We start from the raw sequence: 25,074 nt of genomic DNA on the forward strand, positions 1-25,074 counted from the left end.
TCATGTCCATCCTGATCAACAAAGACACCAAGGTTCTCGTTCAGGGCCTCACCGGCAAGACCGGTACCTTCCACACCGAGCAGGCACTCGCCTATAACGGCACCAAGATGGTCGGCGGCATTCACCCGAAGAAGGGCGGCGAGACCTGGACCGGTGCCAAGGGCGAGCAACTGCCGATCTTCGCGACGGTCGCCGAAGGCCGCGATGCGACCGGCGCCAACGCTTCCGTGATCTACGTCCCGCCGGCCGGTGCCGCCGCGGCGATCATCGAAGCGATCGATGCGGAAATCCCGCTCATCGTCTGCATCACCGAGGGCATTCCCGTCGCCGACATGGTGAAGGTCAAGGCGCGGCTCGAAAAGTCGTCTTCGCGCCTCATCGGCCCGAACTGCCCGGGCGTGCTGACGCCGGACGAGTGCAAGATCGGCATCATGCCGGGCAACATCTTCCGCAAAGGTTCGGTCGGCGTGCTTTCGCGCTCCGGCACGCTGACCTACGAGGCGGTGTTCCAGACCACCAATGAAGGCCTCGGCCAGACGACCGCAGTCGGCATCGGCGGCGACCCGGTCAAGGGCACCGAGTTCATCGACGTGCTGGAAATGTTCCTCGCAGACGACGAGACCAAGTCGATCATCATGATCGGCGAGATCGGCGGCTCGGCCGAAGAGGAAGCGGCGCAGTTCCTGAAGGACGAGGCGAAGCGTGGCCGCAAGAAGCCGATGGTCGGCTTCATCGCGGGCCGTACCGCGCCTCCCGGCCGCACGATGGGCCATGCCGGCGCCGTCATCTCCGGTGGCAAGGGTGGTGCGGAAGACAAGATTGCGGCGATGGAATCGGCCGGGATCCGCGTCTCGCCTTCGCCCGCACGCCTCGGCAAGACGCTGGTCGAAGTCCTGAAGGGCTGACGAACAATCCCACGGCGCCCGCGCGTCCTGCCGGACGCATAAAGGTCGCCGTGGCACTTTGCAGCGGGGCGGCAGGCCATGCCGCCCCATTGGAGCCACGAAAGATACGATGATGAGCGTCAAGTCCGGTGCAGATGGCGAACAGCCGGAACCGGGCCGACGCAGCCGGAACGACGCGCCTGACCATTGAAGGCGCCGATCCGGCAGAAGGCAAACACGACCGGGACAACCCGGCACACCAACTTAAGTCAGGAGGCGGGCTGAAGTCCGCGATAGACCATGACAAGGCAAGAGGCCAACGAGCAATTCCAGCTCACATCCTTTCTGGACGGCGCCAATGCCGCCTATATCGAGCAGCTCCATGCGCGCTATGAAGCGGACCCTTCATCCGTTTCGGCCGAGTGGCAGTCCTTCTTCAAGGCGCTTGCCGACCGGCCCGAAGATGTGGTGAGGGCGGCCAAGGGCGCCTCCTGGAAGAAGCAGAACTGGCCGATTCCCGCCAATGGCGAACTCGTCTCGGCCCTCGACGGCGACTGGGGTACGGTCGAGAAGGTCATCGAAAAAAAGGTCAAGGCGAAGGCCGAGGAGGCCGCAGCCGCTGCCGGCGTGGCGCTCAGCGAGGCCGAGGTGCATCAGTCGACGCGCGATTCCGTCCGCGCCATCATGATGATCCGCGCCTATCGCATGCGCGGCCACCTGCACGCCAAGCTCGACCCGCTCGGCCTTGCCGATCCGGTCGAGGATTATGACGAACTCTCCCCGAAGACCTACGGCTTCGAAGAGAAGGACTACGACCGCAAGATCTTCATCGACAACGTGCTCGGCCTCGAATATGCGACCGTGCGCGAGATGGTCGAGATCCTCGAGCGGACCTATTGTTCGACGATCGGTGTCGAATTCATGCATATGTCCAACCCGGAAGAGAAGGGCTGGATACAGGAACGCATCGAAGGCCCGGACAAGGGCGTCGAATTCACCCCCGAGGGCAAGAAGGCGATCCTGCAGAAGCTCATCGAGGCGGAAGGCTTCGAGCAGTTCATCGACGTCAAGTACAAGGGCACCAAGCGCTTCGGGGTCGACGGCGGCGAATCCCTGATCCCGGCGCTCGAGCAGATCATCAAGCGCGGCGGCCAGCTCGGCCTGAAGGAGATCGTGCTGGGCATGGCGCATCGCGGCCGCCTCAACGTTCTCTCGCAGGTCATGGCCAAGCCGCACCGCGCCATCTTCCACGAGTTCAAGGGCGGCTCCTACACGCCCGATGACGTGGAAGGCTCCGGCGACGTCAAATATCACCTGGGCGCTTCCTCGGACCGCGAGTTCGACGGCAACAAGGTCCACCTGTCGCTGACGGCAAACCCGTCGCATCTGGAGATCGTCAATCCGGTCGTCATGGGCAAGGCGCGCGCCAAGCAGGACCAGATGGCAACCGTATTCGAAGGCGACATCATTCCGCTGCGCGAACGCGTCAAGGTCATGCCGCTGATCCTGCACGGCGACGCGGCCTTTGCCGGCCAGGGTGTGGTCGCCGAAATTCTCGGCCTCTCCGGCCTGCGCGGGCACCGTGTCGGCGGCACGGTGCATTTCATCATCAACAACCAGATCGGCTTCACCACGAACCCGGCCTTCTCGCGTTCCTCGCCCTATCCGTCGGACGTGGCGAAGATGATCGAGGCCCCGATATTCCACGTGAACGGTGACGATCCGGAAGCGGTGGTCTATGCGGCCAAGGTCGCGACCGAATTCCGGATGAAGTTCCACAAGCCGGTCGTCATCGACATGTTCTGCTACCGCCGCTTCGGTCACAACGAGGGCGACGAGCCGGCGTTCACGCAGCCGAAGATGTACAAGGCGATCCGTGCGCACAAGACCGTCGTCCAGCTCTATTCGGACCGGCTGATCGCCCAGGGCCTGATCAGCGAAGGCGAAGTCGAGAAGATGAAGGCCGATTGGCGCGCCCATCTCGAACAGGAATTCGAGGCGGGTCAGTCCTACAAGCCGAACAAGGCCGACTGGCTCGACGGCGCCTGGTCGGGCCTGCGCACGGCCGATAACCAGGATGAGCAGCGCCGCGGGCGCACTTCGGTGCCGATGAAGCAGTTGAAGGAGGTCGGTCGCAAGCTGTCCGAAATTCCGGCCGGCTTCAGCGCGCACCGCACCATCCAGCGCTTCATGGAAAACCGCGCCAACATGATCCAGACCGGCGAGGGCATCGACTGGGCGATGGCGGAAGCGCTCGCCTTCGGTACGCTGGTGACCGAGGGCACCAAGATCCGCCTGTCCGGTCAGGATTGCGAGCGCGGCACCTTTTCCCAGCGCCATTCGGTTCTCTACGATCAGGAGACCGAAGAGCGCTACATTCCGCTCGCCAACCTGTCGCCGACCCAGGCACGCTACGAGGTCATCAACTCGATGCTCTCGGAAGAGGCCGTCCTCGGCTTCGAATACGGCTATTCGCTCGCTCGCCCGAACGCCCTGACGCTCTGGGAAGCCCAGTTCGGCGACTTCGCCAACGGCGCGCAGGTGGTCTTCGACCAGTTCATCTCGTCGGGTGAGCGCAAGTGGCTGCGCATGTCGGGCCTCGTCTGCCTGCTGCCGCACGGCTACGAGGGTCAGGGGCCGGAGCATTCCTCCGCCCGGCTGGAACGGTTCCTGCAGCTTTGCGCGGAAGACAACATGCAGGTCGCCAACGTCACGACCCCGGCGAACTATTTCCACATCCTGCGCCGTCAGGTGAAGCGCGATTTCCGCAAGCCGCTGATCCTGATGACGCCGAAGTCGCTGCTGCGTCACAAGCGGGCGGTCTCCAGCCTGTCGGAAATGGCCGGCGAGAGCTCCTTCCACCGTCTCCTCTGGGACGATGCCGAGGTCATCAAGGACGGCCCGATCAAGCTGCAGAAGGATTCGAAGATCCGTCGCGTCGTCATGTGCTCGGGCAAGGTGTATTACGACCTTCTGGAGGAGCGCGAGAAGCGCGGCATCGACGACATCTACCTGCTGCGCGTCGAGCAGCTCTATCCGTTCCCGGCCAAGGCGCTCATTAACGAGCTCAGCCGCTTCCGCAACGCGGAGATGGTCTGGTGCCAGGAAGAGCCGAAGAACATGGGCGCCTGGGCATTCATCGATCCCTATCTGGAGTGGGTCCTTGCCCATATCGATGCCAAGTACCAGCGGGTGCGCTATACCGGCCGTCCGGCCGCCGCTTCGCCGGCGACCGGCCTGATGTCCAAGCATCTGGCTCAGCTTGCCGCCTTCCTCGAGGATGCGCTGGGGGGCTGATCAAGCCCCTCACGGTCTGCCGCTCGCTGACGCACTTTCAGCGTAGCGGTTTTCCGTCCGGGAGCGCGTAACTCAAAGAGCTAGAAACAGAAATCTGATCAACGGAACAAAACTCATGGCAACAGAAATCCGCGTTCCCACCCTTGGCGAATCCGTCAGCGAAGCGACCGTCGGCACCTGGTTCAAGAAGGTCGGCGACGCGATCAAGGCCGACGAGCCGATCCTCGAGCTCGAGACCGACAAGGTGACCATCGAAGTCCCGGCCCCGGCCGCCGGCACGCTCAGCGAAATCGTCGCGCAGGCGGGCGAAACCGTCGGCCTCGGCGCGCTGCTCGGCCAGATCTCCGAGGGCGGCGCGGGTGCTGCCACCGCTGCGCCGGCTGCGGCCGAGAAGAAGCCTGAACCTGCGGCGGCTACCGCTGCTCCGGCTGCGGCCGCACAGCCGGCCGCCGCTGCCGCGACGCAGACGTCCACGTCGATGCCGCCGGCACCGGCGGCTGCCAAGCTCATGGCCGAGAACAGTCTTTCCGCCGATCAGATCGACGGCTCGGGCAAGCGTGGCCAGGTGCTGAAGGGTGACGTGCTCGCGGCCGTCGCCAAGGGCATTTCGGCTCCGGCTGCAGCCGAGCCGGCCAAGATCCAGGCCCGCGCGCCGGCACCGGCGGAAGATGCCTCTCGCGAAGAGCGCGTGAAGATGACCCGCCTGCGGCAGACGATCGCCCGGCGCTTGAAGGACGCGCAGAACACCGCGGCTATGCTCACCACCTATAACGAGGTGGACATGAGCGCCGTCATGAGCCTGCGCTCGAAGTACAAGGACATCTTCGAGAAGAAGCACGGCGTGAAGCTCGGCTTCATGGGCTTCTTCACCAAGGCGGTGACGCATGCGCTGAAGGAGTTGCCGGCCGTCAACGCCGAGGTCGACGGCACCGAGATCATCTACAAGAACTTCTGCCACGTCGGCGTCGCCGTCGGCACCGACAAGGGCCTCGTCGTGCCGGTCGTGCGCGATGCCGACCAGATGTCGATCGCCGAAATCGAGAAGGAAATCGGCCGTCTCGGCAAGGCAGCGCGCGACGGAACGCTGGCCATGGCCGACATGCAGGGAGGCACCTTCACCATCTCCAACGGCGGCGTCTACGGTTCGCTGATGTCCTCGCCGATCCTCAACGCTCCGCAATCGGGCATCCTCGGCATGCACAAGATCCAGGACCGCCCGGTCGCGATCGGCGGTCAGGTCGTCATCCGGCCGATGATGTATCTGGCGCTCTCCTACGATCACCGCATCGTCGACGGCAAGGAAGCGGTGACCTTCCTCGTGCGCGTCAAGGAAAGCCTCGAGGATCCGGAACGCCTGGTGCTGGATCTCTAGATCACGGTGATTTAGGCCGGGTCGGCCTGAATGGCGGGGGCCGCGTGCCCCCGTTTCCATCTCCACCGATGCCCGGACCGGGACGCACGTCTGACGGGCATCGACAGCCACGGAACCAGAGGTTAGGTTTTGGGGGCACGCTATGCGCGCATCCCGGACAGTTGGGCATCGTAAGCACCGGTCGCAACCATGATGAGCTATCTGATCGAACTCGCTTCGCTAATGGCGATCTTCACCTTCGCCATCGTTTCGCCCGGCGCCGACCTCGCCATGGTGCTGCGCCAATCGCTGGTGCACGGCCGCCGCGCGGCGATCGTCACCTCCTTCGGCATCGGCGCGTCGCTGATGTTCCACGTGACCTACACCATTCTCGGCCTTGGGCTGATCATCTCGCAGTCGATCTACCTCTTCAACATCGTCAAGTGGTGCGGCGTCGCCTACCTGATCTACATCGGCATCAAAGCCCTTCGCGCCGGCCAGACGGAAATCGCGGTCGAGGCAGCGGCCGAGACCGGCGAAGCCCGCAGGCAGCAGTCGGCGCTGAAGGCCTTCGGCCTCGGCTTTGCGGCCAACGCGCTCAATCCCAAGGCGGTCTTCTTCTTCCTGTCCATCTTCTCGACGGTCGTCAGCGCCCATACGCCGATGACGGTCAAGTTCGGCTATGGCTTCGTCATGGCGAGCGCGCTGATCCTCTGGTTCGTCGGCGTCAGCCTGTTCATGACGACGCCGCGGATGCGGGCGGCCTTCACGCGCGCGAGCAAATGGATCGACCGGGCGAGTGGCATGGTCTTCATCGCTCTCGGACTGAAGCTGGCGACGGAAAAGGCCGCGTGATGATCTGCGGCCGCAACGTTCTCTTCGTTTCGCTTACGCTTTCGGCAGCACCGGCCCTTGCGGACGAGTGCACCCAGGCGCGGGCGGTCTACGCCGATCCGGCCGGAACCTATGAGCTGCGCTTCGAGCCCGTCGGATCGGAGGCAGCAGTCACCAGCAATCACTTCAAGATCAGGATCGGGGACACCGGGCTTCTGCTCGATGGGGTCGTGATGCAGTCCGGCGAACCGCTGCGGGCGAACGGGATCGTCATGAACGACTGCCCGACCGGCGACGTCACCGGCGCGGAACTCGAGGCCTGCACCGTCTGGCAGGGCCCGATCTATGCGGTCGACAAGGCCGGCCAGATCGGGCTGCTTCAGCCGGAGGACGCGCCCGCAGCCGATCGGGTCCTGCTTCCGGATTTCGGACCGTCGCTGCGTGAATCGAGTGCCTGGGGCGAAGGCAAGGGCACCACCGACAGTTCGGACGTCTTCCAGTTCAAGGGGTGTGGATCATGAGCAGCGGACCTGTGCTTCTCGTCACCGGGGGCAGCCGCGGCATCGGCGCCGCGGTCGCGCTTGCCGCGGCCAGCGAAGGCTGGCGGGTCGCCGTCAACTATGCGTCCAATCGCGATGCGGCCGAGGACGTGGTCCGCCGCATCGCGGAGGCCGGCGGCACGGCCGTTTCCGTCGAGGGCGACGTGGGCAGGGAAGAGGGGGTGAAGGCGATCTTTGCAGCCGTCGACACCGCCTTCGGCCGTCTCGACGGCCTCGTCAACAATGCCGGGATCATCGGTCCGCCGCAGCGCGTTGACGAGGTTTCGCCCGAGCGGATCGAGCGGCTGTTCCGCACCAACGTGACGGGCTCCATCCGTTGCGCCGCCGAGGCGGTGCTCCGGATGTCGACGCGCCACGGCGGGCGGGGCGGCTCGATCGTCAATCTCTCCTCCATCGCCGCCGTGCTTGGCGCGCCGGGGCAATATGTCGACTACGCCGCCACGAAGGGCGCGATCGACAGCTTCACGGTCGGCCTGGCGCGTGAAGTTGCCACCGAGGGCATACGCGTGAACGCGGTCCGGCCCGGCATCATCGATACGGAAATTCATGCCTCCGGCGGGCTGCCCGACCGCGCCCGCGACCTCGCACCCACGATCCCGATGCAGCGGCCCGGAACGGCCGGCGAAGTTGCCGATGCAATTCTCTATCTCCTGTCCGACAAGGCGACTTACGTGACGGGAACCATTCTCACCGTCAGTGGCGGGCGGTAGCCCTCCCAAGACCGTCCTCCCAAGAAGGATTATCAAATGGCCTATGATCTCATCGTTATCGGAAGCGGCCCCGGCGGCTATGTCTGCGCCATCAAGGCGGCGCAGCTCGGCATGAAGGTTGCCGTTGTCGAGAAGCGCAGCACCTATGGCGGCACATGCCTGAATATCGGCTGCATCCCCTCCAAGGCGCTGCTGCATGCTTCCGAAATGTTCCATCAGGCGCAGCACGGCCTGGAGGCGCTGGGAGTCGAGGTCGCAAGCCCGAAGCTCAACCTTCAGAAGATGATGGCCCACAAGGACGCGACCGTTAAGTCCAATGTCGACGGCGTCTCCTTCCTCTTCAAGAAGAACAAGATCGACGGATTCCAGGGTACCGGCAAGGTTCTCGGCCAGGGCAAGGTCTCGGTCACGAACGAAAGCGGAGAGGAGCAGGTGCTCGAGGCGAAGAACGTCGTCATCGCCACCGGCTCGGACGTCGCCGGCATTCCGGGCGTGGAGGTCGCGTTCGACGAAAAGGTGATCGTTTCCTCGACCGGGGCGCTCGCGCTCGAAAAGGTCCCAGCGAGCATGATCGTCGTCGGCGGAGGCGTCATCGGCCTCGAGCTCGGCTCGGTCTGGGCGCGCCTCGGCGCAAAGGTGACCGTGGTCGAATTCCTCGACACGATTCTCGGCGGCATGGACGGAGAGGTTGCCAAGCAGCTTCAGCGGATGCTGACCAAGCAGGGCATCGACTTCAAACTCGGCGCCAAGGTGACCGGTGTCGTGAAATCCGGCGACGGTGCCAAGGTCACCTTCGAACCGGTTAAGGGCGGCGAGGCCACTGCGCTCGATGCCGAGGTCGTGCTCATCGCTACCGGACGCAAGCCCTCGACGGACGGCTTGGGTCTCGCCAAGGCGGGCGTCGTCCTCGATTCGCGTGGTCGCGTCGAGATCGACCAGCATTTCCAGACCAGCATTACCGGTGTCTATGCGATCGGCGACGTCGTGCGTGGGCCGATGCTGGCGCACAAGGCCGAGGACGAAGGCGTTGCCGTCGCCGAGATCATCGCAGGCCAGGCCGGGCATGTGAATTACGACGTCATTCCAGGCGTCGTCTATACCCAGCCCGAGGTCGCCTCCGTCGGCAAGACCGAGGAAGAGCTGAAGGCCGCGGGCGTCGCCTACAAGGTCGGCAAGTTCCCCTTCACCGCCAATGGCCGCGCCCGCGCCATGCTGCAGACGGACGGTTTCGTGAAGATCCTCGCGGACAAGGAGACCGACCGCGTGCTCGGCGGCCACATCATCGGCTTCGGCGCCGGCGAAATGATCCACGAGATCGCGGTGCTGATGGAGTTCGGCGGATCGTCGGAGGATCTCGGCCGCACCTGCCACGCCCATCCGACGATGTCTGAGGCGGTCAAGGAAGCGGCGCTCGCCACCTTTGCCAAGCCGATCCACATGTGATTATCGGGAGGGCCCTGCCCTCCCACCGCATTGACCGGCCGGTCATTCCACCTGCGTCACAGTGAACCCCTGCTGACGCAGGAGTTCGACGAGGCCTTCCTTCCCGGGAAGGTGCAGCGCGCCCACGGCCATGAACACGCCGCCGCCCTTCAGGAGGGGCGCGGCGCGGTCTGCCATGATCCTGTTGCGATCGATGATGATCCGCTGCTCGAATTCGGCATAGCCGGCGTCGTCGGATGAAATCCCGGCGGAGGCGAGTTTCATCATGGGCATGATCGTGCCCGTCTCGCCGGAGAGGTAGAGATCGGTGGTCGTCGTCATCACGTCGTCGATCGTCTTGCCGAGAGCAAGCGTTTCGATCAGTGCCTTGAGATGCATTTCGACCGGCAGCGAATCCATTGCCGAAAGCTGCTCGACCAGCGTTTCAAGACCCTTGAGCGTCTTGCCCTCCCTCAGAGCGTCCTCGGCGAGCTTCTTGTCGAGGAAGGAGGCACCGGCCGCCTTGCGCGAGAACTCGCAGGCCGGCAGGGCGACGAAGCTGGCAATCATCCAGGGCTTCATCTTGGTGACGAGCGGCAGCGGGATGCCGCGCGCCTTGAGACCGCTTTCGAGTAGCGCGCGGTCCTCCGGCTTCAGGAAATCGTTGATCGTTTTGTCGCCGGTGAACATGGTCAGTTCCGGCTGCATCATGATCGCGGCGGTTGCCCTGTTCTGGTCGACGATCTCGTCGGACTCGACGATCACCGTCTCAGCCCTTGCGAAGGCCTCCGTCGCGCCGCCGGGCATCGCCAGCACGCGCGGATCGGTGACATGCATGGTGCCGAGCAGGAAGGAGGGTGCCTGACCGTGCCCTTCGATCTTCCAAAGCAGGCCCTTTCCGTTGGGCACCGCCGCCGCTTCCGCGCGCAGCGCCGCCAGGCGGGCGGGATCCGAATGTTCGAGGCCGGTCAAGATGTTGCTGCCGGCGCAGTCCGTCTCTTCCGCCCGTGCCTCCAACACATGGAGCAGGGCGGCAACGAGGCTCGCCGCCGTCAGTAGATTGAGCAGTGCCGTCAGCCACAACAGGCCGTCGGCCGCCTTGGCCGCGAGATCGCGGACGGGTCTGGTGAAAGTGTTCATGGATGCCCCCGGCATTGACGGAACCCTACTCCCCCACGGTCACGGGTTCCTTAACACGCTTGGTTAACGGCCAAGGACGTCAGATTTTAGGCGCGCGGATGGGCGCGGTCGTAGATTTCCAGAAGCCGTGCCGAATCGACGCCGGTATAGACCTGCGTGGTCGACAGGCTGGCATGGCCGAGCAGTTCCTGGATGGTGCGGAGATCCCCTCCGCCCGCCAGAAGATGCGTCGCGAAAGAGTGGCGCAGCGCGTGCGGTGTCGCCGAATCCGGCAGGCCGAGTGCGGCGCGCAGCTTCTGCATCTCGCGCTGGATGATCGCCGGCTGGAGCTTCGCGCCGCGGGCGCCGCGGAAAATCGGCTCTCCGGGCTCGATATGGTAGGGGCAGAGCTTTCGATAGGTCTCGACCGCTTCGGCGGCGGCGGCGATCATCGGCACGATCCGTGTCTTGCCGCCCTTTCCGGTGACCCTGAGCGACGTCACCGGTCCTGAGAAATCGGCGGGGGTCAGGTCCAGCGCCTCCGCTATCCGCAGGCCGCAGCCATAGAGCAGGGTCAGCACTGCGGCATTGCGCGCCGCGATCCAGGGTTCCTCGGCCAGTTGCGCGTCCGCGGTGACGACCTTCAGGGCCTCCCGGTCGGTCAATGCCTTGGGGAGAGACTTCGGCTGCTTCGGGGACCGCACCGCCCCTGCACCCGCCGCATTGGCGAGCCCGTTTCTCTCGAGATAGCGCAGGAAGGAACGCAGACCTGCCAGGCCGCGGCCGAGCGTGCGCGCGCCGGCGCCTCCCTTGCGGCGCTGCGCCAGGAAGCCGCGCAGATCCGCGGGGCGAAGGGCGCGAATATCCGAGAGCCGCGGCGGACCGGCGAGGTGCCCGGTCAGGAATGTCAGGAACTGCCGCGTGTCGCGTTCATAGGCGTCGACCGTCTTTTCGGACAACCGGCGTTCCTCGGCGAGGCTCGCAAGCCAGCGCCTTCGTTCCGCCATCACTTCGGGATGGCCTATGGCAAGAAGTTCGTTCATCATCGGGCCCGGCGGGTTCATCAGCGCGGTGCGCTCACTGATCCAGGCTCGGAGCATCGCATCGGGCGTGTTATGTTTTTGCTAACGTGCTGAAGTTTGCTGCTGCGGCCCCTTGGAATTTGTCATTGTTCGATCATATTGAACTGCAATGTTCGGCCAGCAACAGCGGATGGGACAATGTCGAGACGTGATTCGGCGAGCGCTCTGGCGCATTTTGCAGAGGCGGTTGCGCTGGTCTCGCAAGGGCGTCCCGGCCATATCGTCGATACGCTGATCGCGGAACGCGGCCAGAAGATCGTCTGCCATCCCCTGTGGCCCGTCATGCGGCCCTTTCTCTACACGCTGCTCAACTACCGCAAGGCGATCGAGTTCGCCAATGCCGTCGCCAATATGCCGGGCTTCCAGGCCTTCGAGCATCTGAGTTCGCTTCTCGCTCTCGAGATCCGCGCCGACAAGCCGGAGCGCATTCCCGAGAAGGGCGGGTTCCTGCTCGTCAGCAACCATCCGACGGGGATCGCCGACGGCATCGCCGTCTTCGATCTCCTGAAGAGCCGGCGGCCGGACATGATGTTCTTTGCGAACCGCGACGCGATCCGCGTCAATCCGCGCTTCGTGGAAATGGTCATTCCGGTGGAATGGCGCGAGGAATACAAGTCGAAGCTCAAGGCGCGCGAAACGCTGCAGGTGACGAACAGGGCCATCGAGGCGGGCAAGGCGACCGTGCTCTTCCCCTCCGGCCGCATCGCCTATTGGGCCGAGGGACGGCTCAACGAGCGCCCCTGGAAGAGCTCGGCGGTCGGCTTCGCACGCAAATACGGCCTGCCGATCCTGCCGGTGCATATGAGCGCGCGCAATTCCGGCCTCTTCTACTGGTTTGCCAAATGGTCGACGGAACTGCGCGACATGACGGTGTTCCACGAACTCCTGAACAAGAAGGGCGACCGCTTCGACTTCCGGATCGGCAATCTCATTCCGGCGGATGCGCTCGACGGCGATCCGGTGGAGGTGACGCGTGCGCTGGAGCGTCATACGGTACACGCACTGGCTGCCGACAGCGATGCGGCGTTCGAGCTGTCTGCCAGGGCGGTTGTAGCGGGCTAAGCCGTCACCATGATGCTTCGCTCGATGTTCGCCGAGAACTACCGGTCGCTGCGCTCGATCCGAATGGATTTGGCCGGCGTCAATCTTTTCATCGGAGAGAACGGCGTCGGGAAGTCCAACCTCTATCGTGCCCTGCAGCTGGTTCAGGCTGCCGTGAGAGGCCATCTCGCCCGCGAGATTGCGGAAGAAGGCGGCATGGCGTCCGCCATCTGGAGCGGCCCGCAGCGCGTCGGCAAGCCGGCGCGTATTCGGCTGGACGCCGAACTGATCGACGAGGAGCGAGCGATCACCTTCCGCTACCGGATCGATACGGTCGATCTGGATCGCGCGGTTGCCGACGCCTTTGCAGGCGCCCGCCTGCAGGTGCCCGAACCCGGCCAGTTCGCCGAATTCTCGCTCGTCTTTCCGGACTTTCCGCACCGGGCATTTTCGCCGCGCGAGCTTTCGGACGGGCAGATGCGTTTTCTGGCACTTGCGGCGGCGCTGTTGTCCTATCGCCGTCCCCGGTTCATCGCGCTCAACGAGCCCGAGACGAGCCTTCATCCCGATATGCTGCCGGCACTGGCTGCCATGGTCGCCAGTGCCGCTGGGGAGAGCCAGATCTGGATCGTCACGCATTCCGAACGCCTGGCCGAGCTGGTCCGGCAGCAGTGTGGCGTTCGTCCGCGTCGTGTGATTCGCAAGGACGGAGCCACCTGGATCGACGGCATGCGGCTTACCGGCGCGGTCGAAGAGGAGGACGAATAAGGGCTCTCTCATCTGGCCTGCCGGCCACCCTGCAGGCAGGGCAACATGACGGCCGCGTACTCGGCCCCTCGCCCGCCTGCAGAGCGACCTTTAGAAGACGGGCGAACTCGGAAAAAAGGCCCCGCATCACTGCGAGGCCCCTGGTCAATTCCGTTCGATGCGGAGGATCAGGCGATCTTCTGGCCGGTCTTGGCCCAGTCGGCGAGGAACATTTCGAGGCCCTTGTCGGTCAGCGGGTGCTTGACCAGGGCCTTCAGCGTTGCCGGCGGGGCGGTGACGACGTCGGCGCCGATGAGGGCGGCCTCCTTGACGTGGTTGACCGTGCGCACCGAGGCGGCGAGGATCTCCGTCTCGTAGCCGTAATTGTCGAAGATCTGGCGGATTTCGCGGATCAGGTCCATGCCGTCGACGGCGATATCGTCGAGGCGGCCGATGAACGGCGAGACGAAGGTCGCGCCGGCCTTGGCGGCGAGCAGCGCCTGGTTTGCCGAGAAGCACAGCGTCACATTGGTCTGGTGACCGTCCGAGGTCAGCGCCTTGCAGGCCTTGAGGCCGTCGAGCGTCAGCGGCAGCTTGATGCAGATATTGTCGGCGATCTTCGAAAGCGCGGCCGCTTCCTTCATCATCGCGCTGTATTCGGTCGCGGTCACTTCGGCCGAAACCGGTCCTTCGACGATCGAGCAGATTTCCTTGGTAACCTCGACGATGTCGCGGCCCGCCTTCAGGATCAATGACGGATTTGTGGTGACGCCGTCGAGCAGGCCGAGATCGTTCAGTTCCCGGATGTCCTTCACATCGGCGGTATCAACGAAAAATTTCATCGGAGTCTTCCTTTGGCACTCAGCCGTTTCGGGCGCATCTCCACAGCAGGAAATTCCATGGCGGATATCGCGCGCGTTGAAACTCGGTTGGAACCGTGACAAACCCTGCTTTCCGCAAGGCAGCGGTTCGCTGCGAGTTTTCTTTAACTGAAAGCGGTGGCAAGGTCACGGCAAAATGACTCTTGATTCAACCGATTTATTCGGCCCCGTACTCGACCGCCGGGTGGTGCCCGTCCTGGTGCCCATGCCGGCGCCGAGGGCCTATTCCTACGCGGTGCCCGACGGCATGGCGGTCGAGCCGGGATCGATCGTCCAGGTGCCGCTCGGCCCCCGTTTCGTCGTCGGCGTCGTGTGGGACGGCGAAGATGACGGCGGCGTCGATCCGAAAAAGCTGAAGCAGATCGAGAAGGTCTTCGACTGCCCGCCGCTCGGCCCGGACATGCGCGCCTTTCTTGACTGGGTGGCGAGCTACACGCTGACGCCGCCGGGCCTCGTCGCCCGGATGGCACTCCGGGCGCCGACCGCGTTCGATCCGGAGCCGATGGTGGAAGCCCTGCGCCTGACCGAGATGCGGCCGGAACGGATGACTGCGGCGCGCGAGCGCGTCCTCGCCACCGCGAGCGACGGGCTTTCCTGGACCCGCTCGGGGCTCGCCCATGCCGCGGGCGTCTCGTCCAGCGTCATCGACGGCCTGACGTCGCAGGGCGTGTTCGAAACCGTCTTCATGCCGCCGCCGCCGGTCGTCGCCGCGCCGGATCCGGCTTTCGCCGCGCCGCGCCTCGAAGGCCCGCAGAGACAGGCGGCTGCCGACCTGCTGGTCGCCGTCGAGGAGCGGAAATTCTCGGTATCGCTGATCGACGGCATTACCGGTTCCGGCAAGACGGAGGTCTATTTCGAGGCGATAGCGGCGACGTTGCGCGCCGGCAAGCAGGTCCTGATCCTGCTGCCGGAGATCGCGCTGACCGCAAGCTTCCTCGAACGCTTCCAGGAGCGCTTCGGCGCGAAGCCCGCGGAGTGGCATTCCGATCTCGCGCCGCGCACGCGGGAAAAGGTCTGGCGGCAGGTGACGACCGGCCAGGTGCGCGTCGTCGCCGGCGCCCGCTCGGCGCTGTTCCTGCCCTTCGAGGATCTCGGCCTCATCATCGTCGACGAGGAGCACGACCCCGCCTACAAGCAGGAGGACCGCGTCTTCTATAATGCGCGCGATATGGCCGTGGTGCGCGGGCGGATCGGCAATTTTCCGGTCGTGCTCGTCTCCGCCACGCCGTCGGTCGAGAGCCGGGTGAACGGCGAGGTGGGGCGTTACCGGCCGATTCATCTGCCCACCCGCTTCGGCGATGCGGCGCTCCCCGATCTCGGCATAGTCGACATGCGCCGCCATCCGCCGGAACGCGGCGGCTTTCTCTCGCCGGTGCTCGTGAACCAGATCGGCAAGACGATCGGCCGGCGCGAGCAGGCGCTCCTGTTCCTGAACCGGCGCGGCTATGCGCCGCTGACGCTCTGCCGCGTCTGCGGCCATCGCTTTCAGTGCCCGGACTGCTCGAGCTGGCTGGTCGAGCACCGTTTCCGCGGGCAGATCCAGTGCCATCATTGCGGCTATTCGGAGAGGACGCCGGAAGCCTGCCCGGAATGCGGCACGCTCGATCATCTCGTTGCCTGCGGCCCAGGGGTGGAGCGCATCGCCGAAGAGGTCGAGCGGCATTTCCCCGACGCGCGCACCATTGTGCTCTCCTCCGACCTGATGGGCGTCAAGCGGCTGCGGCTGGAGCTCGAGGCGATCGCCCGCGGGGAGGCGGACATCGTCATCGGCACCCAACTCGTCGCCAAGGGGCACAATTTCCCGAACATGACGCTCGTCGGCATCGTCGATGCGGATCTGGGTCTTGCCAACGGCGACCCGCGCGCTGCGGAACGGACGTTCCAGCTCCTTTCCCAGGTGACGGGGCGTGCCGGCCGGACGGGCCTCAAGAGCCTCGGGCTTCTGCAGACCTATCAGCCGCAGCATCCGGTCATGCAGGCGATCGTGTCCGGCGATTCCGACGCTTTCTACGAACGCGAGATCCATGAGCGGGAAAGGGCGGTGCTGCCCCCTTTCGGCCGGCTCGCCTCGATCATCGTTTCGGCCGATACGCGCGGCGATGCCGAGGGCCATGCCCGCGGACTGCGCAATGCCGCGCCGCGCGTCGACGGCATAGCGATCCTCGGACCGGCGGAAGCGCCGCTCGCGCTCATCCGCGGCCGACATCGCTTCCGGCTTCTCGTCCACGGGCGGCGCAACAGCGACATGCAGTCCTTCGTCCGGGCGATGATCGCCGCCGGCCCCAAGGAGCGCGGATCGATCAGCGTCCAGCTCGACATCGATCCGCAGAGTTTTTTGTGATCACTGTCGGATCTTCGTCCTTCGACCGATTCACATCCGGAAGGACATAGGCTAGACCTCTTTCACGCATCGCGTCGGCTCGGCGCGAGGCGGAGGGTCCACAGCAACGGGCGGGGACGGAGATGGAGTTCTACATACCGACGGAAACCGGGGAGCTGCTGGCTTTTTGTGCGGCCGCGCTCGCGGCGCTGATCGGGCTCGTCATGCTCTTTGCGCCGCGCCTGACCTTTCGTGCCGCCGGAATCGGCATCGCCGAGGGGCGGCGGGGAGGGCTGGCGGAGGCCCGCTCCACCATGGGCGGCATGCATCTCGGCCTGGGCCTCGGCGCCATCCTGCTTGCCCAGCCAATGGTCTATCTCGCCGTCGGCGCGGCTTTCGCACTCGCGGCGTTCGGTCGCATCCTGTCGATCATGAGCGACAACGGCGCGACCCTCTTCAACTGGCTCGCGCTCCTGGTCCAGGCGGCGCTCGCGATCCTGCCTCTTGCCTATGTTTTCGGGCTGATCTGATCGCCGACAAGGGCCTGCGACACTATTTACGGCAAAATTCGGCCGAAGCGGCCGGGTAATGCCGCATTCCTGCCGTTGGCGTGTTGCGAGTCCAAACATCCTATGCTAGACGAACCGCGAACTGCGGGGGAAGTGGGTCGACCGGCCTCGATATCCTGCGAGTTATTGCAGCAAATTCAAGATGTTAGGTCGACGGTTCGCCTGTCCTGGCATTCCTGGATGATTTTGAGAGAAGCTTGTGCCCGTGGCAGACACATCCCAGCTCATTTCCGGTGTTGCAGAAAGATATGCCTCCTCGCTTTTCGAGCTTGCCCTTGATGCCGGGTCGATCGAAGCAGTCGGCGCCGATCTGACGCGCATCCAGGCGCTGATCGACGGCAGCGACGATTTGAAGCGGCTGATCGTAAGCCCGGTCTTTTCCGCCGACGACCAGTTCAAGGCCATTTCCGCCCTCGTCGAGAAGTTCGGCTTCTCCGGGCTGGTCGGCAACTTCCTGAAGGTCGTCGCGCGCAATCGCCGCCTCTTCGTGCTGCCGGGCATCATCAAGGCGTTCCGTCTGCTCGCTGCCCGTCACAAGGGCGAAATCACCGCCGACGTCACGTCGGCACATGCGCTGACGCTGGCGCAGGAAATCGAATTGAAGGCGGCGCTGAAAGGCGTCACCGGCAAAGACGTGGCGGTAAACGTCACCGTCGACCCGTCTATTCTTGGAGGTCTGATCGTGAAGGTCGGGTCCCGCCAGATTGACACCTCCCTTCGCACCAAACTCTCTACCCTTAAGCTTGCACTGAAAGAGGTCGGCTGATGGATATCCGCGCCGCGGAAATTTCCGCAATTCTTAAAGATCAGATCAAAAATTTCGGCCAGGAAGCGGAAGTTTCCGAAGTCGGCCAGGTGCTTTCCGTCGGTGACGGTATCGCCCGCGTCTACGGCCTCGACAACGTCCAGGCAGGCGAGATGGTCGAATTCCCAGGCGGAATTCGCGGCATGGCGCTGAACCTCGAAGCCGACAATGTCGGTGTGGTTATCTTCGGCTCGGACCGGGACATCAAGGAAGGCGACACGGTCAAGCGGACCGGCGCCATCGTGGACGTTCCCGTAGGTCCGGAGCTGCTCGGCCGCGTCGTGGACGCGCTCGGCAATCCGATCGACGGCAAGGGCCCGATCAATGCCAAGCAGCGCGCCCGCGTCGACGTCAAGGCGCCCGGCATCATTCCGCGCAAGTCGGTCCATGAGCCGATGTCGACCGGCCTCAAGGCCATCGACGCTCTCATCCCGGTCGGCCGCGGCCAGCGCGAGCTCGTCATCGGCGACCGCCAGACCGGCAAGACCGCGATCATTCTCGATACGATCCTCAACCAAAAAGCCATTCACGACAATGGCCCGGAAGGGGATAAGCTCTATTGCGTCTACGTCGCTATCGGCCAGAAGCGCTCGACGGTCGCTCAGTTCGTCAAGGTGCTCGAAGAGCGCGGCGCGCTGCAGTATTCGATCATCGTCGCTGCAACGGCTTCCGATCCGGCGCCGATGCAGTATCTGGCTCCGTTCGCCGGCTGCGCGATGGGCGAATATTTCCGCGACAACGGCAAGCACGCCCTGATCGGCTATGACGACCTTTCCAAGCAGGCCGTCGCTTACCGTCAGATGTCTCTGCTGCTGCGCCGCCCGCCGGGCCGTGAAGCCTATCCGGGCGACGTTTTCTACCTGCATTCGCGCCTTCTGGAGCGCGCCGCCAAGCTCTCCGACGAGCGTGGCGCCGGCTCGCTGACGGCTCTGCCGGTCATCGAGACGCAGGGCAACGACGTGTCCGCGTTCATTCCGACCAACGTGATCTCGATCACCGACGGCCAGATCTTCCTCGAAACCGACCTATTCTACCAGGGTATCCGCCCGGCCGTTAACGTCGGTCTGTCGGTTTCGCGCGTCGGCTCCTCCGCCCAGATCAAGGCGATGAAGCAGGTCGCCGGCTCGATCAAGGGCGAGCTCGCCCAGTACCGCGAAATGGCGGCCTTCGCACAGTTCGGCTCGGACCTCGATGCCGCGACGCAGCGTCTGCTCAACCGCGGTGCCCGCCTGACCGAACTTCTGAAGCAGCCGCAGTTCTCGCCGCTGAAGACGGAAGAGCAGGTCGCGGTCATCTTCGCCGGCGTCAACGGCTATCTCGACAAGCTGCCGGTCAGCGAGGTCGGCAAGTTCGAGCACGGTCTCCTTTCCTACCTCCGTTCGGAAGGCAAGGCCGTTCTGGATACCATCCGTACGGAAAAGGCTATCTCGGACGACACCAAGGCCAAGCTGAAGGGCGCAATCGACAGCTTCGCCAAATCCTTCGCCTGAGCGGACCTCAACTAGGACGGACAACGGATGCCTTCACTTAAGGATCTGAAGAACCGGATCGCCTCCGTCAAGGCGACGCAGAAGATCACCAAGGCGATGAAGATGGTCGCCGCGGCGAAGCTTCGGCGTGCGCAGGAGGCGGCCGAGGCCGCCCGGCCCTATTCGCAGCGCATGGCTGCCGTTCTCGCCAATATCGCCCAGGCGGTCGGCGCGGACGACAGCGCGCCGCGGCTGATGACGGGAACCGGCAAGGACGACACGCACCTGGTGATCGTCTGCACGGCCGAGCGCGGTCTTTGCGGCGGCTTCAACTCGCAGATCGCCCGATTTGCCCGAGACCATGTGCGCAAGCTTCTGGCCCAGGGCAAGACGGTCAAGATCATCTGCGTCGGGAAGAAGGGCTTCGACATGCTTCGGCGCGACTTCGCGTCGCTGATCATCGACCGTGTCGACCTGCGTGAAGTCAAGAAGATCGGTTTCGAGAACGCGGACCGGATCGGCCACAAGGTCATCGAGCTCTTCGACAACGGCGAGTTCGACGTCTGCACGCTGTTCTATTCCGAGTTCAAGTCCGTCATTTCCCAGATCCCGACCGCCCAGCAGCTCATCCCGGCATCGGCTGGCGAAGTGGCCGCCGAAGGCGAAGGGGCATCGGCGATCTACGAATACGAGCCGGAAGCCGGCGCGATCCTCAGCGATCTCATCCCGCGCAATATCTCCGTGCAGATCTTCCGGGCCCTGCTCGAGAACGTCGCGGGTGAAATGGGCGCGAAGATGAGTGCCATGGACAATGCGACGCGCAACGCGGGTGAGATGATCGACAAGCTGACGCTCAGCTACAACCGTCAGCGGCAGGCGCAGATCACCAAGGAACTCATTGAAATCATCTCTGGCGCGGAAGCGCTCTAAGGTTACGAGAAGAGGGTAAGAATTATGGCTAAGGCAGCTACCCCGAAAGAAACCGCAGCGGCGAAGAAGCCGGCTGCTCCGAAGAAGGCAGCTTCCGCCAAGACAGTCGTTGCGGCTACGGGTGCTGTCGGCCGCGTGACGCAGGTCATCGGCGCCGTCGTCGACGTCGCATTCGAAGAAGGCCAGCTCCCGCAGATCCTGAACGCGCTGGAAACCGACAACAACGGCAACCGCCTCGTTCTCGAAGTCGCACAGCATCTCGGCGAAAACTCCGTCCGCACGATCGCCATGGACTCGACCGAAGGTCTCGTACGCGGCCAGAAGGTCGCCGACACGGGCGGCCCGATCGCGGTTCCGGTCGGCAAGGAAACGCTCGGCCGCATCATGAACGTCATCGGCGAGCCGGTCGACGAAGCCGGTCCGCTGAAGACTTCCGCCCGCCGCGCCATTCACCAGGACGCTCCGGCCTATGTGGAGCAGTCGACCGAAGCGCAGATTCTCGTCACCGGCATCAAGGTCGTCGACCTGCTCGCTCCCTATGCCAAGGGCGGCAAGATCGGCCTCTTCGGCGGCGCGGGCGTCGGCAAGACCGTTCTGATCATGGAACTGATCAACAACGTCGCCAAGGCGCACGGCGGTTACTCCGTCTTCGCAGGCGTCGGCGAGCGGACCCGCGAAGGCAACGACCTCTATCACGAAATGATCGAATCCGGCGTGAACAAGCACGGCGGCGGCGAAGGTTCCAAGGCCGCACTCGTCTATGGCCAGATGAACGAGCCGCCGGGCGCCCGCGCACGCGTCGCGCTGACCGGCCTGACGGTCGCCGAACAGTTCCGTGACGAAGGCCAGGACGTTCTCTTCTTCGTCGACAACATCTTCCGCTTCACCCAGGCGGGCTCGGAAGTGTCGGCTCTGCTCGGCCGTATCCCTTCGGCCGTGGGCTATCAGCCGACGCTTGCAACCGACATGGGCCAGATGCAGGAGCGCATCACCACGACGACCAAGGGCTCGATCACCTCGGTTCAGGCGATTTACGTTCCCGCCGACGACTTGACCGACCCTGCACCGGCGACCTCGTTCGCGCACCTCGATGCGACGACGGTTCTGTCGCGCTCGATCGCCGAAAAGGGCATTTACCCGGCGGTGGATCCGCTGGATTCGACCTCGCGCATGCTGGACCCGATGATCGTCGGCGAAGAGCATTACGAAGTGTCGCGCAAAGTGCAGTCGACCCTGCAGCGCTACAAGGCCCTCCAGGACATCATCGCGATCCTGGGCATGGACGAGCTTTCCGAAGAGGACAAGATCGCCGTCGCCCGCGCCCGTAAGATCGAGCGTTTCCTGTCGCAGCCGTTCTTCGTCGCCGAAGTCTTCACCGGCTCGCCGGGCAAGCTGGTTGCGCTCGAAGACACGATCAAGGGCTTCAAGGGCCTCGTCAACGGCGAGTACGACCACCTGCCGGAAGCTGCCTTCTACATGGTCGGCTCCATCGAGGAAGCCGTCGAGAAGGCCAAGAAGCTGGCTGCCGAAGCCGCCTGATCTGCATCAGGAACCGTGGCGCGGAGTTCCTTGCGCCACGGCTTTCATCCCGCCTGACAGTTGAGGCGGAGAACGTGCACAGCCCGCCGACCAGCGGCGCGCTCACCAGAAGTGAATGGTCATGGCCGAAAGTTTCAATTTTGAGCTTGTTTCCCCCGAGCGTCTGCTTGTCTCGGAGAAGGTGACCGAAGTCGTCATTCCGGCGACCGAGGGCGAGATGACCGTGATGGCCAATCACGCGCCGACCATGACGACCGTCAAGCCGGGCGTGGTCGCGGTCAAGACCGCCGCCGGCAAGACCGAGCGCTACGCCGTCTTCGGCGGTTTCGCCGATATCCTGCCTTCCGGCTGCACGCTTTTGGCCGAATCCGCCGTCCACGTCGACGAACTGGACAGCACGGTTCTCGAAAACCGCATCGAAGCGGCACGCGCCGAACTCGAAGGCGCCGGTGACGAGAAGAAGACGCGTCTGGAACAATTCATCGCCGAACTCACGAAGCTCGGGGAGATCGTGATCCCGGCCTGAAAGGGACATCCCGATAAGGGATAATGCCTATCGAACCCCGCCTCGAGCGGGGTTTTTCGTCTCCGCGAGTTCGTTTCTCCCCGCAAGCGGCCGATAGAGCGTCTCAAGACACCCGGTACTCTCCGTCCCTTGCCGCCCCTCATCCCGCTGCCGCGACCTTCTCCCCGCAGACGGGGAGAAGGGGCAAGCCGCGAGGGCCCCGCCCCATCCCGCCACTCGCTTCGAGGAAAGAGAACGGGCCGCCGCGTGTATCTCGCCCCGCTTGCGGGGAGAAGGCGCCGGCAGGCGGATGAGGGGGCGCTGCAAGCAGAAACGAAAATGCCCGGACGAAAGGTCCGGGCATTTCGGTAATCAACCTAGCCTCGGCCTCGGCCTCAGCTCGCGGCGCGTTCCGTCTCGTGCTTCTGGGCGTAGTAGTGGCCGAAGCGGTTGGCGAGGAAGGCGTCGAGCGCGATGTCTTCCTGGCGCACGAAGCCCTTGGTGGGGATCTTGCCTTGGGCGAGCATGTCGAGAACGGCGCAGATGCTGCCGGCGGTGGTGATCTGGATGCCGCTCTGCATGCGTCCTGCAACGACGCCGCTATAGACCTTGTTGGCGTAGGTCTCCTGCACCAGGCGACCTTCGCGGAAGCCCGAAACGGTGACGAAGATCACGACCACGTCCTGGGTGGTGGTCGGCAGGGCGTTTTCGAGGATGTCCTTCAGTACCTCGCGGCGATGACGCAGGCCGAGGTCGTTCAGGAGCGCCTTGAAGATCGCGGCATGGCCGGGATAACGGATCGTCTTGTAATTGAGCGTCCGGACCTTGCCCTTCAGCGTCTCGCAAAGCGTGCCGAGGCCGCCGGAAGTGTTGAAGGCCTCGTAGGTGACGCCGTCGAGCGAGAACTCCTCGCGCTCTTCCATCGCGGGAACTTCGATCAGCGAACCTTCGACGATCGCCTCGCAGGGCTCGATATATTCGTTGATGACGCCGTCGGTGCTCCAGGTGAGATTATAGTTCAAAGCGTTCGACGGGTATTGCGGCAGGGCGCCGACGCGCATGCGCACGCTTTCGAGCGTATCGAAATGCCGGCTGAGATCGTTGGCGACGATCGAAATGAAGCCCGGTGCGAGGCCGCATTGCGGAATGAAGGCGGTGTCGGCCTCAGCTGCGATCGCCTTGACCTGGCGGGTGGATTCGACGTCTTCCGTCAGGTCGAGATAGTGGATTTTCGCCTCGGCTGCGGCTTCTGCGATCGCGACCGTCAGATGGAACGGCGCGGCGCTGAGCACGGCGAATTTTCCGGAGAGCAGGGCGACGAGCGCCTTTCTGTCGGCAATGTCGACGACTGCGGTCGAGACGGCGTCGTGCTTCTCGACCTGCTGCAACTGCTCGGCGCTGCGATCGGCGACGCAGACGCGGTAGTCGCCGCTATGTGCCAGCATGCGCGCGATGGTGGAGCCGATCTTGCCGGCACCGATGACGACGATGTCTTTCATTTTGTATCCCCGGGGTATGAGCCTCTTTCACCACCATTGTCTCGCGGCCGAATATTGATTTGAAGCGTCGATATGGCTAAATCGTCGGTCTGTATTCGGCATTTTGCCGATCAAGGTCGACGATATGCATGTAACGGACAAGGATCGCGAACTCCTCGCCATACTGAGCGAGAACGCCCGCATGCCGACGGCGACGATCGCTCGCCGGCTCGGCCTGTCCCGCACCACGGTGCAGGCGCGCATCGAGCGGCTGGAGCGCGAGGGGGTGATCGCAGGCTATGGCGTGCGCCTCTCGGAAAACTACGAGAAAGGCCTCGTGCGAGCGCATGTTCTGATCACGATTGCACCGCGGGCGCTCGGTCGGGTCACGCCCGAGCTCGCCGCCATTCGCGAAATCCGCATGCTGCATTCCGTCAGCGGCAGCTTTGATCTGATCGCGGTCGTCGCTGCAGCCTCGATCAGCGAGCTGGACCTGTTGATCGACCGGATCGGCGAAATCGAGGGGGTCGAAAAGACCCTGTCCTCCATCATTCTCTCGACGCGCATCGATCGCTGATATGCAGGTTCGCATCAATGCTCGGGCGTTGAGCCCCGCCCGGCAGGCTGCCCCGCTGCACTTTGCGGTTCTGTCGATTGGACCGGCCGCGTCCAGGCGCTCGGGCCCCTGATATAGGAAACACTCGCGCCGTCGCCCGGGACCAGCCATTTTTCGCGGTCGAAATAGAGCTCGGCGATGCTCTTCGGCCGCGCGCGTGCGGCCTGATTGGCAAGAAAGTTGTAGCGGGGCGTGTCCCCCATCTCCCGCTTGAACTGGATACGACTGCCGAAGCGCTTGAGGTCGAATTCCTGGAGACCCTGGATCTGGAGAGTGACGCTTGCGCTCCCCGCCCAACGAACCTCCCTCAAGAAGACGGATGCCGCCTTGGCAGCAGCGCTGGTGACGACCGGTGTGTCCCCGCTGTGCTCGATGTTGAGTTTTACGCGAAAGGAGGTGATCTCCTCCTCGCCACGGCCCTTGACCAGGATGAAGATGGACGAGCTCGGCTCCTGGCCCGGGCGGGCAAAGGGAACGAGCGACGAGCACTCCCAGCGGCCGCTCTCGGCTGATTTCCATTCGAGGTCGCGGAAGCCGGCTTCCCTTAGTCCCTCGCAAAGCGCCCGCGGGTCGCTGCGGATCTGACGGATGAATTGCTGTTCCGGCGTTGCAAGATCCGCGAAGATGTGGGCGGGCAGGAGTGCCTTTGGCGGTTCGGGCTTTTTGCGTGGACCGCGGGCAGTCTCCGGCGGCCGCTCCGCTTGCGGCGGCGTCATCGTGAAACCCAGCCCCGCCAGCAGCTGCTTCAGGTGGCGCTGTTCGTTGGCCAGGAGCACGGTCGCGGCGATCGCCGTAAAGACGAGCCCCACGGCGACGAAGAAGAAAGCGATGCCGGAACGGCTTTGCTGTTTCCTCTCCATCTTGCGCCGTCGCTCCGCCACGGGAAGATCACGGCATTCCACCGGACCGCTCCAA

General features: G+C 64.2%; 22 protein-coding genes. 17 read left to right on the forward strand and 5 right to left on the reverse strand.

Translation table 11 applies throughout. The features are described 5' to 3' along the window. The first annotated feature begins 2 nt into the window (after window positions 1-2). From sucD to lpdA, 7 genes are all read left to right on the forward strand, one after another. Window positions 3-905 carry a succinate--CoA ligase subunit alpha gene (gene sucD / locus BHD07_RS28835; RefSeq protein ID WP_003530262.1) on the forward strand — a complete coding sequence of 301 codons (903 nt, stop codon included), beginning with the start codon at window positions 3-5 and terminating at the stop codon, window positions 903-905. Between the two features lie 279 nt (window positions 906-1,184). Then, window positions 1,185-4,181 carry a 2-oxoglutarate dehydrogenase E1 component gene (locus tag BHD07_RS28840; protein ID WP_018097288.1) on the forward strand — a complete coding sequence of 999 codons (2,997 nt, stop codon included), beginning with the start codon at window positions 1,185-1,187 and terminating at the stop codon, window positions 4,179-4,181. Between the two features lie 115 nt (window positions 4,182-4,296). After that, window positions 4,297-5,553, forward strand: a complete 1,257-nt coding sequence (odhB, locus tag BHD07_RS28845) for a 2-oxoglutarate dehydrogenase complex dihydrolipoyllysine-residue succinyltransferase (protein WP_338284020.1) — start codon at window positions 4,297-4,299, stop codon at window positions 5,551-5,553. Window positions 5,554-5,742: 189 nt separating this feature from the next. Continuing rightward, entirely contained in the window at window positions 5,743-6,387 is a 645-nt protein-coding gene (locus tag BHD07_RS28850; protein ID WP_018097286.1) for a LysE family transporter, read from the forward strand. Continuing rightward, window positions 6,387-6,887: a hypothetical protein gene (locus tag BHD07_RS28855; protein ID WP_100672792.1), complete on the forward strand. Its 501-nt coding sequence runs from the start codon at window positions 6,387-6,389 to the stop codon at window positions 6,885-6,887. Before BHD07_RS28850 ends, BHD07_RS28855 begins: the two co-directional genes overlap by 1 nt. Beyond that, window positions 6,884-7,636 (forward strand): SDR family oxidoreductase, encoded by a 753-nt coding sequence (locus tag BHD07_RS28860; RefSeq protein ID WP_100672793.1) that lies wholly within the window; start codon window positions 6,884-6,886, stop codon window positions 7,634-7,636. The genes BHD07_RS28855 and BHD07_RS28860 overlap by 4 nt, the downstream gene beginning before the upstream one ends. A 36-nt stretch (window positions 7,637-7,672) precedes the next feature. Next, window positions 7,673-9,079, forward strand: coding sequence for a dihydrolipoyl dehydrogenase (gene lpdA / locus BHD07_RS28865; RefSeq protein WP_100672794.1), 1,407 nt, complete (start codon window positions 7,673-7,675; stop codon window positions 9,077-9,079). Window positions 9,080-9,121: 42 nt separating this feature from the next. On the opposite strand, the gene BHD07_RS28870 is transcribed toward lpdA, so the two are convergent. Together BHD07_RS28870 and BHD07_RS28875 are read right to left on the reverse strand one after the other, a co-directional pair. After that, on the reverse strand, window positions 9,122-10,198 hold the full coding sequence (locus tag BHD07_RS28870) for a TraB/GumN family protein (protein ID WP_338284021.1): 1,077 nt from the start codon (window positions 10,196-10,198) through the stop codon (window positions 9,122-9,124). Between the two features lie 86 nt (window positions 10,199-10,284). Next, on the reverse strand, window positions 10,285-11,220 hold the full coding sequence (locus tag BHD07_RS28875; RefSeq protein WP_164866960.1) for a tyrosine recombinase XerC: 936 nt from the start codon (window positions 11,218-11,220) through the stop codon (window positions 10,285-10,287). Between the two features lie 177 nt (window positions 11,221-11,397). Between BHD07_RS28875 and BHD07_RS28880 the strand changes: the two genes are divergently transcribed. Together BHD07_RS28880 and BHD07_RS28885 are read left to right on the forward strand one after the other, a co-directional pair. Beyond that, on the forward strand, window positions 11,398-12,321 hold the full coding sequence (locus BHD07_RS28880; protein ID WP_100672795.1) for a GNAT family N-acetyltransferase: 924 nt from the start codon (window positions 11,398-11,400) through the stop codon (window positions 12,319-12,321). 9 nt (window positions 12,322-12,330) lie between these two features. Further along, on the forward strand, window positions 12,331-13,068 hold the full coding sequence (locus BHD07_RS28885; protein ID WP_338284022.1) for an AAA family ATPase: 738 nt from the start codon (window positions 12,331-12,333) through the stop codon (window positions 13,066-13,068). A 167-nt stretch (window positions 13,069-13,235) separates the two neighbouring features. Here the strand turns inward: BHD07_RS28885 and fsa are convergent, their stop codons facing one another. After that, window positions 13,236-13,889, reverse strand: a complete 654-nt coding sequence (fsa, locus tag BHD07_RS28890) for a fructose-6-phosphate aldolase (protein ID WP_003530290.1) — start codon at window positions 13,887-13,889, stop codon at window positions 13,236-13,238. A 175-nt stretch (window positions 13,890-14,064) separates the two neighbouring features. Here fsa and BHD07_RS28895 point away from each other — a divergent pair, with 175 nt between their 5' ends. The 7 genes from BHD07_RS28895 to BHD07_RS28925 all read left to right on the forward strand — a co-directional run bounded on the left by BHD07_RS28895 (window position 14,065) and on the right by BHD07_RS28925 (window position 22,086). Then, window positions 14,065-16,269 (forward strand): primosomal protein N', encoded by a 2,205-nt coding sequence (locus BHD07_RS28895; protein WP_100672797.1) that lies wholly within the window; start codon window positions 14,065-14,067, stop codon window positions 16,267-16,269. Window positions 16,270-16,391: 122 nt separating this feature from the next. Next, complete coding sequence (locus tag BHD07_RS28900; RefSeq protein WP_003530294.1) at window positions 16,392-16,778, forward strand: AGROH133_08824 family phage infection protein; 387 nt, start codon at window positions 16,392-16,394, stop codon at window positions 16,776-16,778. 238 nt (window positions 16,779-17,016) lie between these two features. Beyond that, the gene (locus tag BHD07_RS28905) at window positions 17,017-17,583 is read left to right on the forward strand and encodes a F0F1 ATP synthase subunit delta (RefSeq protein WP_010970368.1); all 567 of its coding nucleotides are present in this window, start codon (window positions 17,017-17,019) and stop codon (window positions 17,581-17,583) included. After that, entirely contained in the window at window positions 17,583-19,112 is a 1,530-nt protein-coding gene (atpA, locus tag BHD07_RS28910) for a F0F1 ATP synthase subunit alpha (protein ID WP_018097277.1), read from the forward strand. The genes BHD07_RS28905 and atpA overlap by 1 nt, the downstream gene beginning before the upstream one ends. A gap of 27 nt (window positions 19,113-19,139) precedes the next feature. Then, window positions 19,140-20,021 carry a F0F1 ATP synthase subunit gamma gene (locus BHD07_RS28915; protein WP_018097276.1) on the forward strand — a complete coding sequence of 294 codons (882 nt, stop codon included), beginning with the start codon at window positions 19,140-19,142 and terminating at the stop codon, window positions 20,019-20,021. Window positions 20,022-20,045: 24 nt separating this feature from the next. Beyond that, window positions 20,046-21,560 (forward strand): F0F1 ATP synthase subunit beta, encoded by a 1,515-nt coding sequence (gene atpD / locus BHD07_RS28920; protein ID WP_018097275.1) that lies wholly within the window; start codon window positions 20,046-20,048, stop codon window positions 21,558-21,560. A 121-nt stretch (window positions 21,561-21,681) separates the two neighbouring features. Next, the gene (locus BHD07_RS28925) at window positions 21,682-22,086 is read left to right on the forward strand and encodes a F0F1 ATP synthase subunit epsilon (protein ID WP_026168835.1); all 405 of its coding nucleotides are present in this window, start codon (window positions 21,682-21,684) and stop codon (window positions 22,084-22,086) included. A gap of 374 nt (window positions 22,087-22,460) precedes the next feature. On the opposite strand, the gene BHD07_RS28930 is transcribed toward BHD07_RS28925, so the two are convergent. Beyond that, complete coding sequence (locus BHD07_RS28930; protein WP_127710640.1) at window positions 22,461-23,564, reverse strand: saccharopine dehydrogenase family protein; 1,104 nt, start codon at window positions 23,562-23,564, stop codon at window positions 22,461-22,463. Between the two features lie 124 nt (window positions 23,565-23,688). Here BHD07_RS28930 and BHD07_RS28935 point away from each other — a divergent pair, with 124 nt between their 5' ends. Then, on the forward strand, window positions 23,689-24,120 hold the full coding sequence (locus BHD07_RS28935) for an Lrp/AsnC family transcriptional regulator (RefSeq protein ID WP_033047599.1): 432 nt from the start codon (window positions 23,689-23,691) through the stop codon (window positions 24,118-24,120). A 14-nt stretch (window positions 24,121-24,134) separates the two neighbouring features. On the opposite strand, the gene BHD07_RS28940 is transcribed toward BHD07_RS28935, so the two are convergent. Further along, window positions 24,135-25,019 (reverse strand): DUF6030 family protein, encoded by an 885-nt coding sequence (locus BHD07_RS28940; protein ID WP_338284023.1) that lies wholly within the window; start codon window positions 25,017-25,019, stop codon window positions 24,135-24,137. Window positions 25,020-25,074: the final 55 nt, after the last annotated feature.

The sequence above is a fragment of the Sinorhizobium sp. KGO-5 genome, from assembly GCF_036245905.1.
In the GTDB taxonomy this organism is placed as follows: domain Bacteria; phylum Pseudomonadota; class Alphaproteobacteria; order Rhizobiales; family Rhizobiaceae; genus Sinorhizobium; species Sinorhizobium meliloti_A.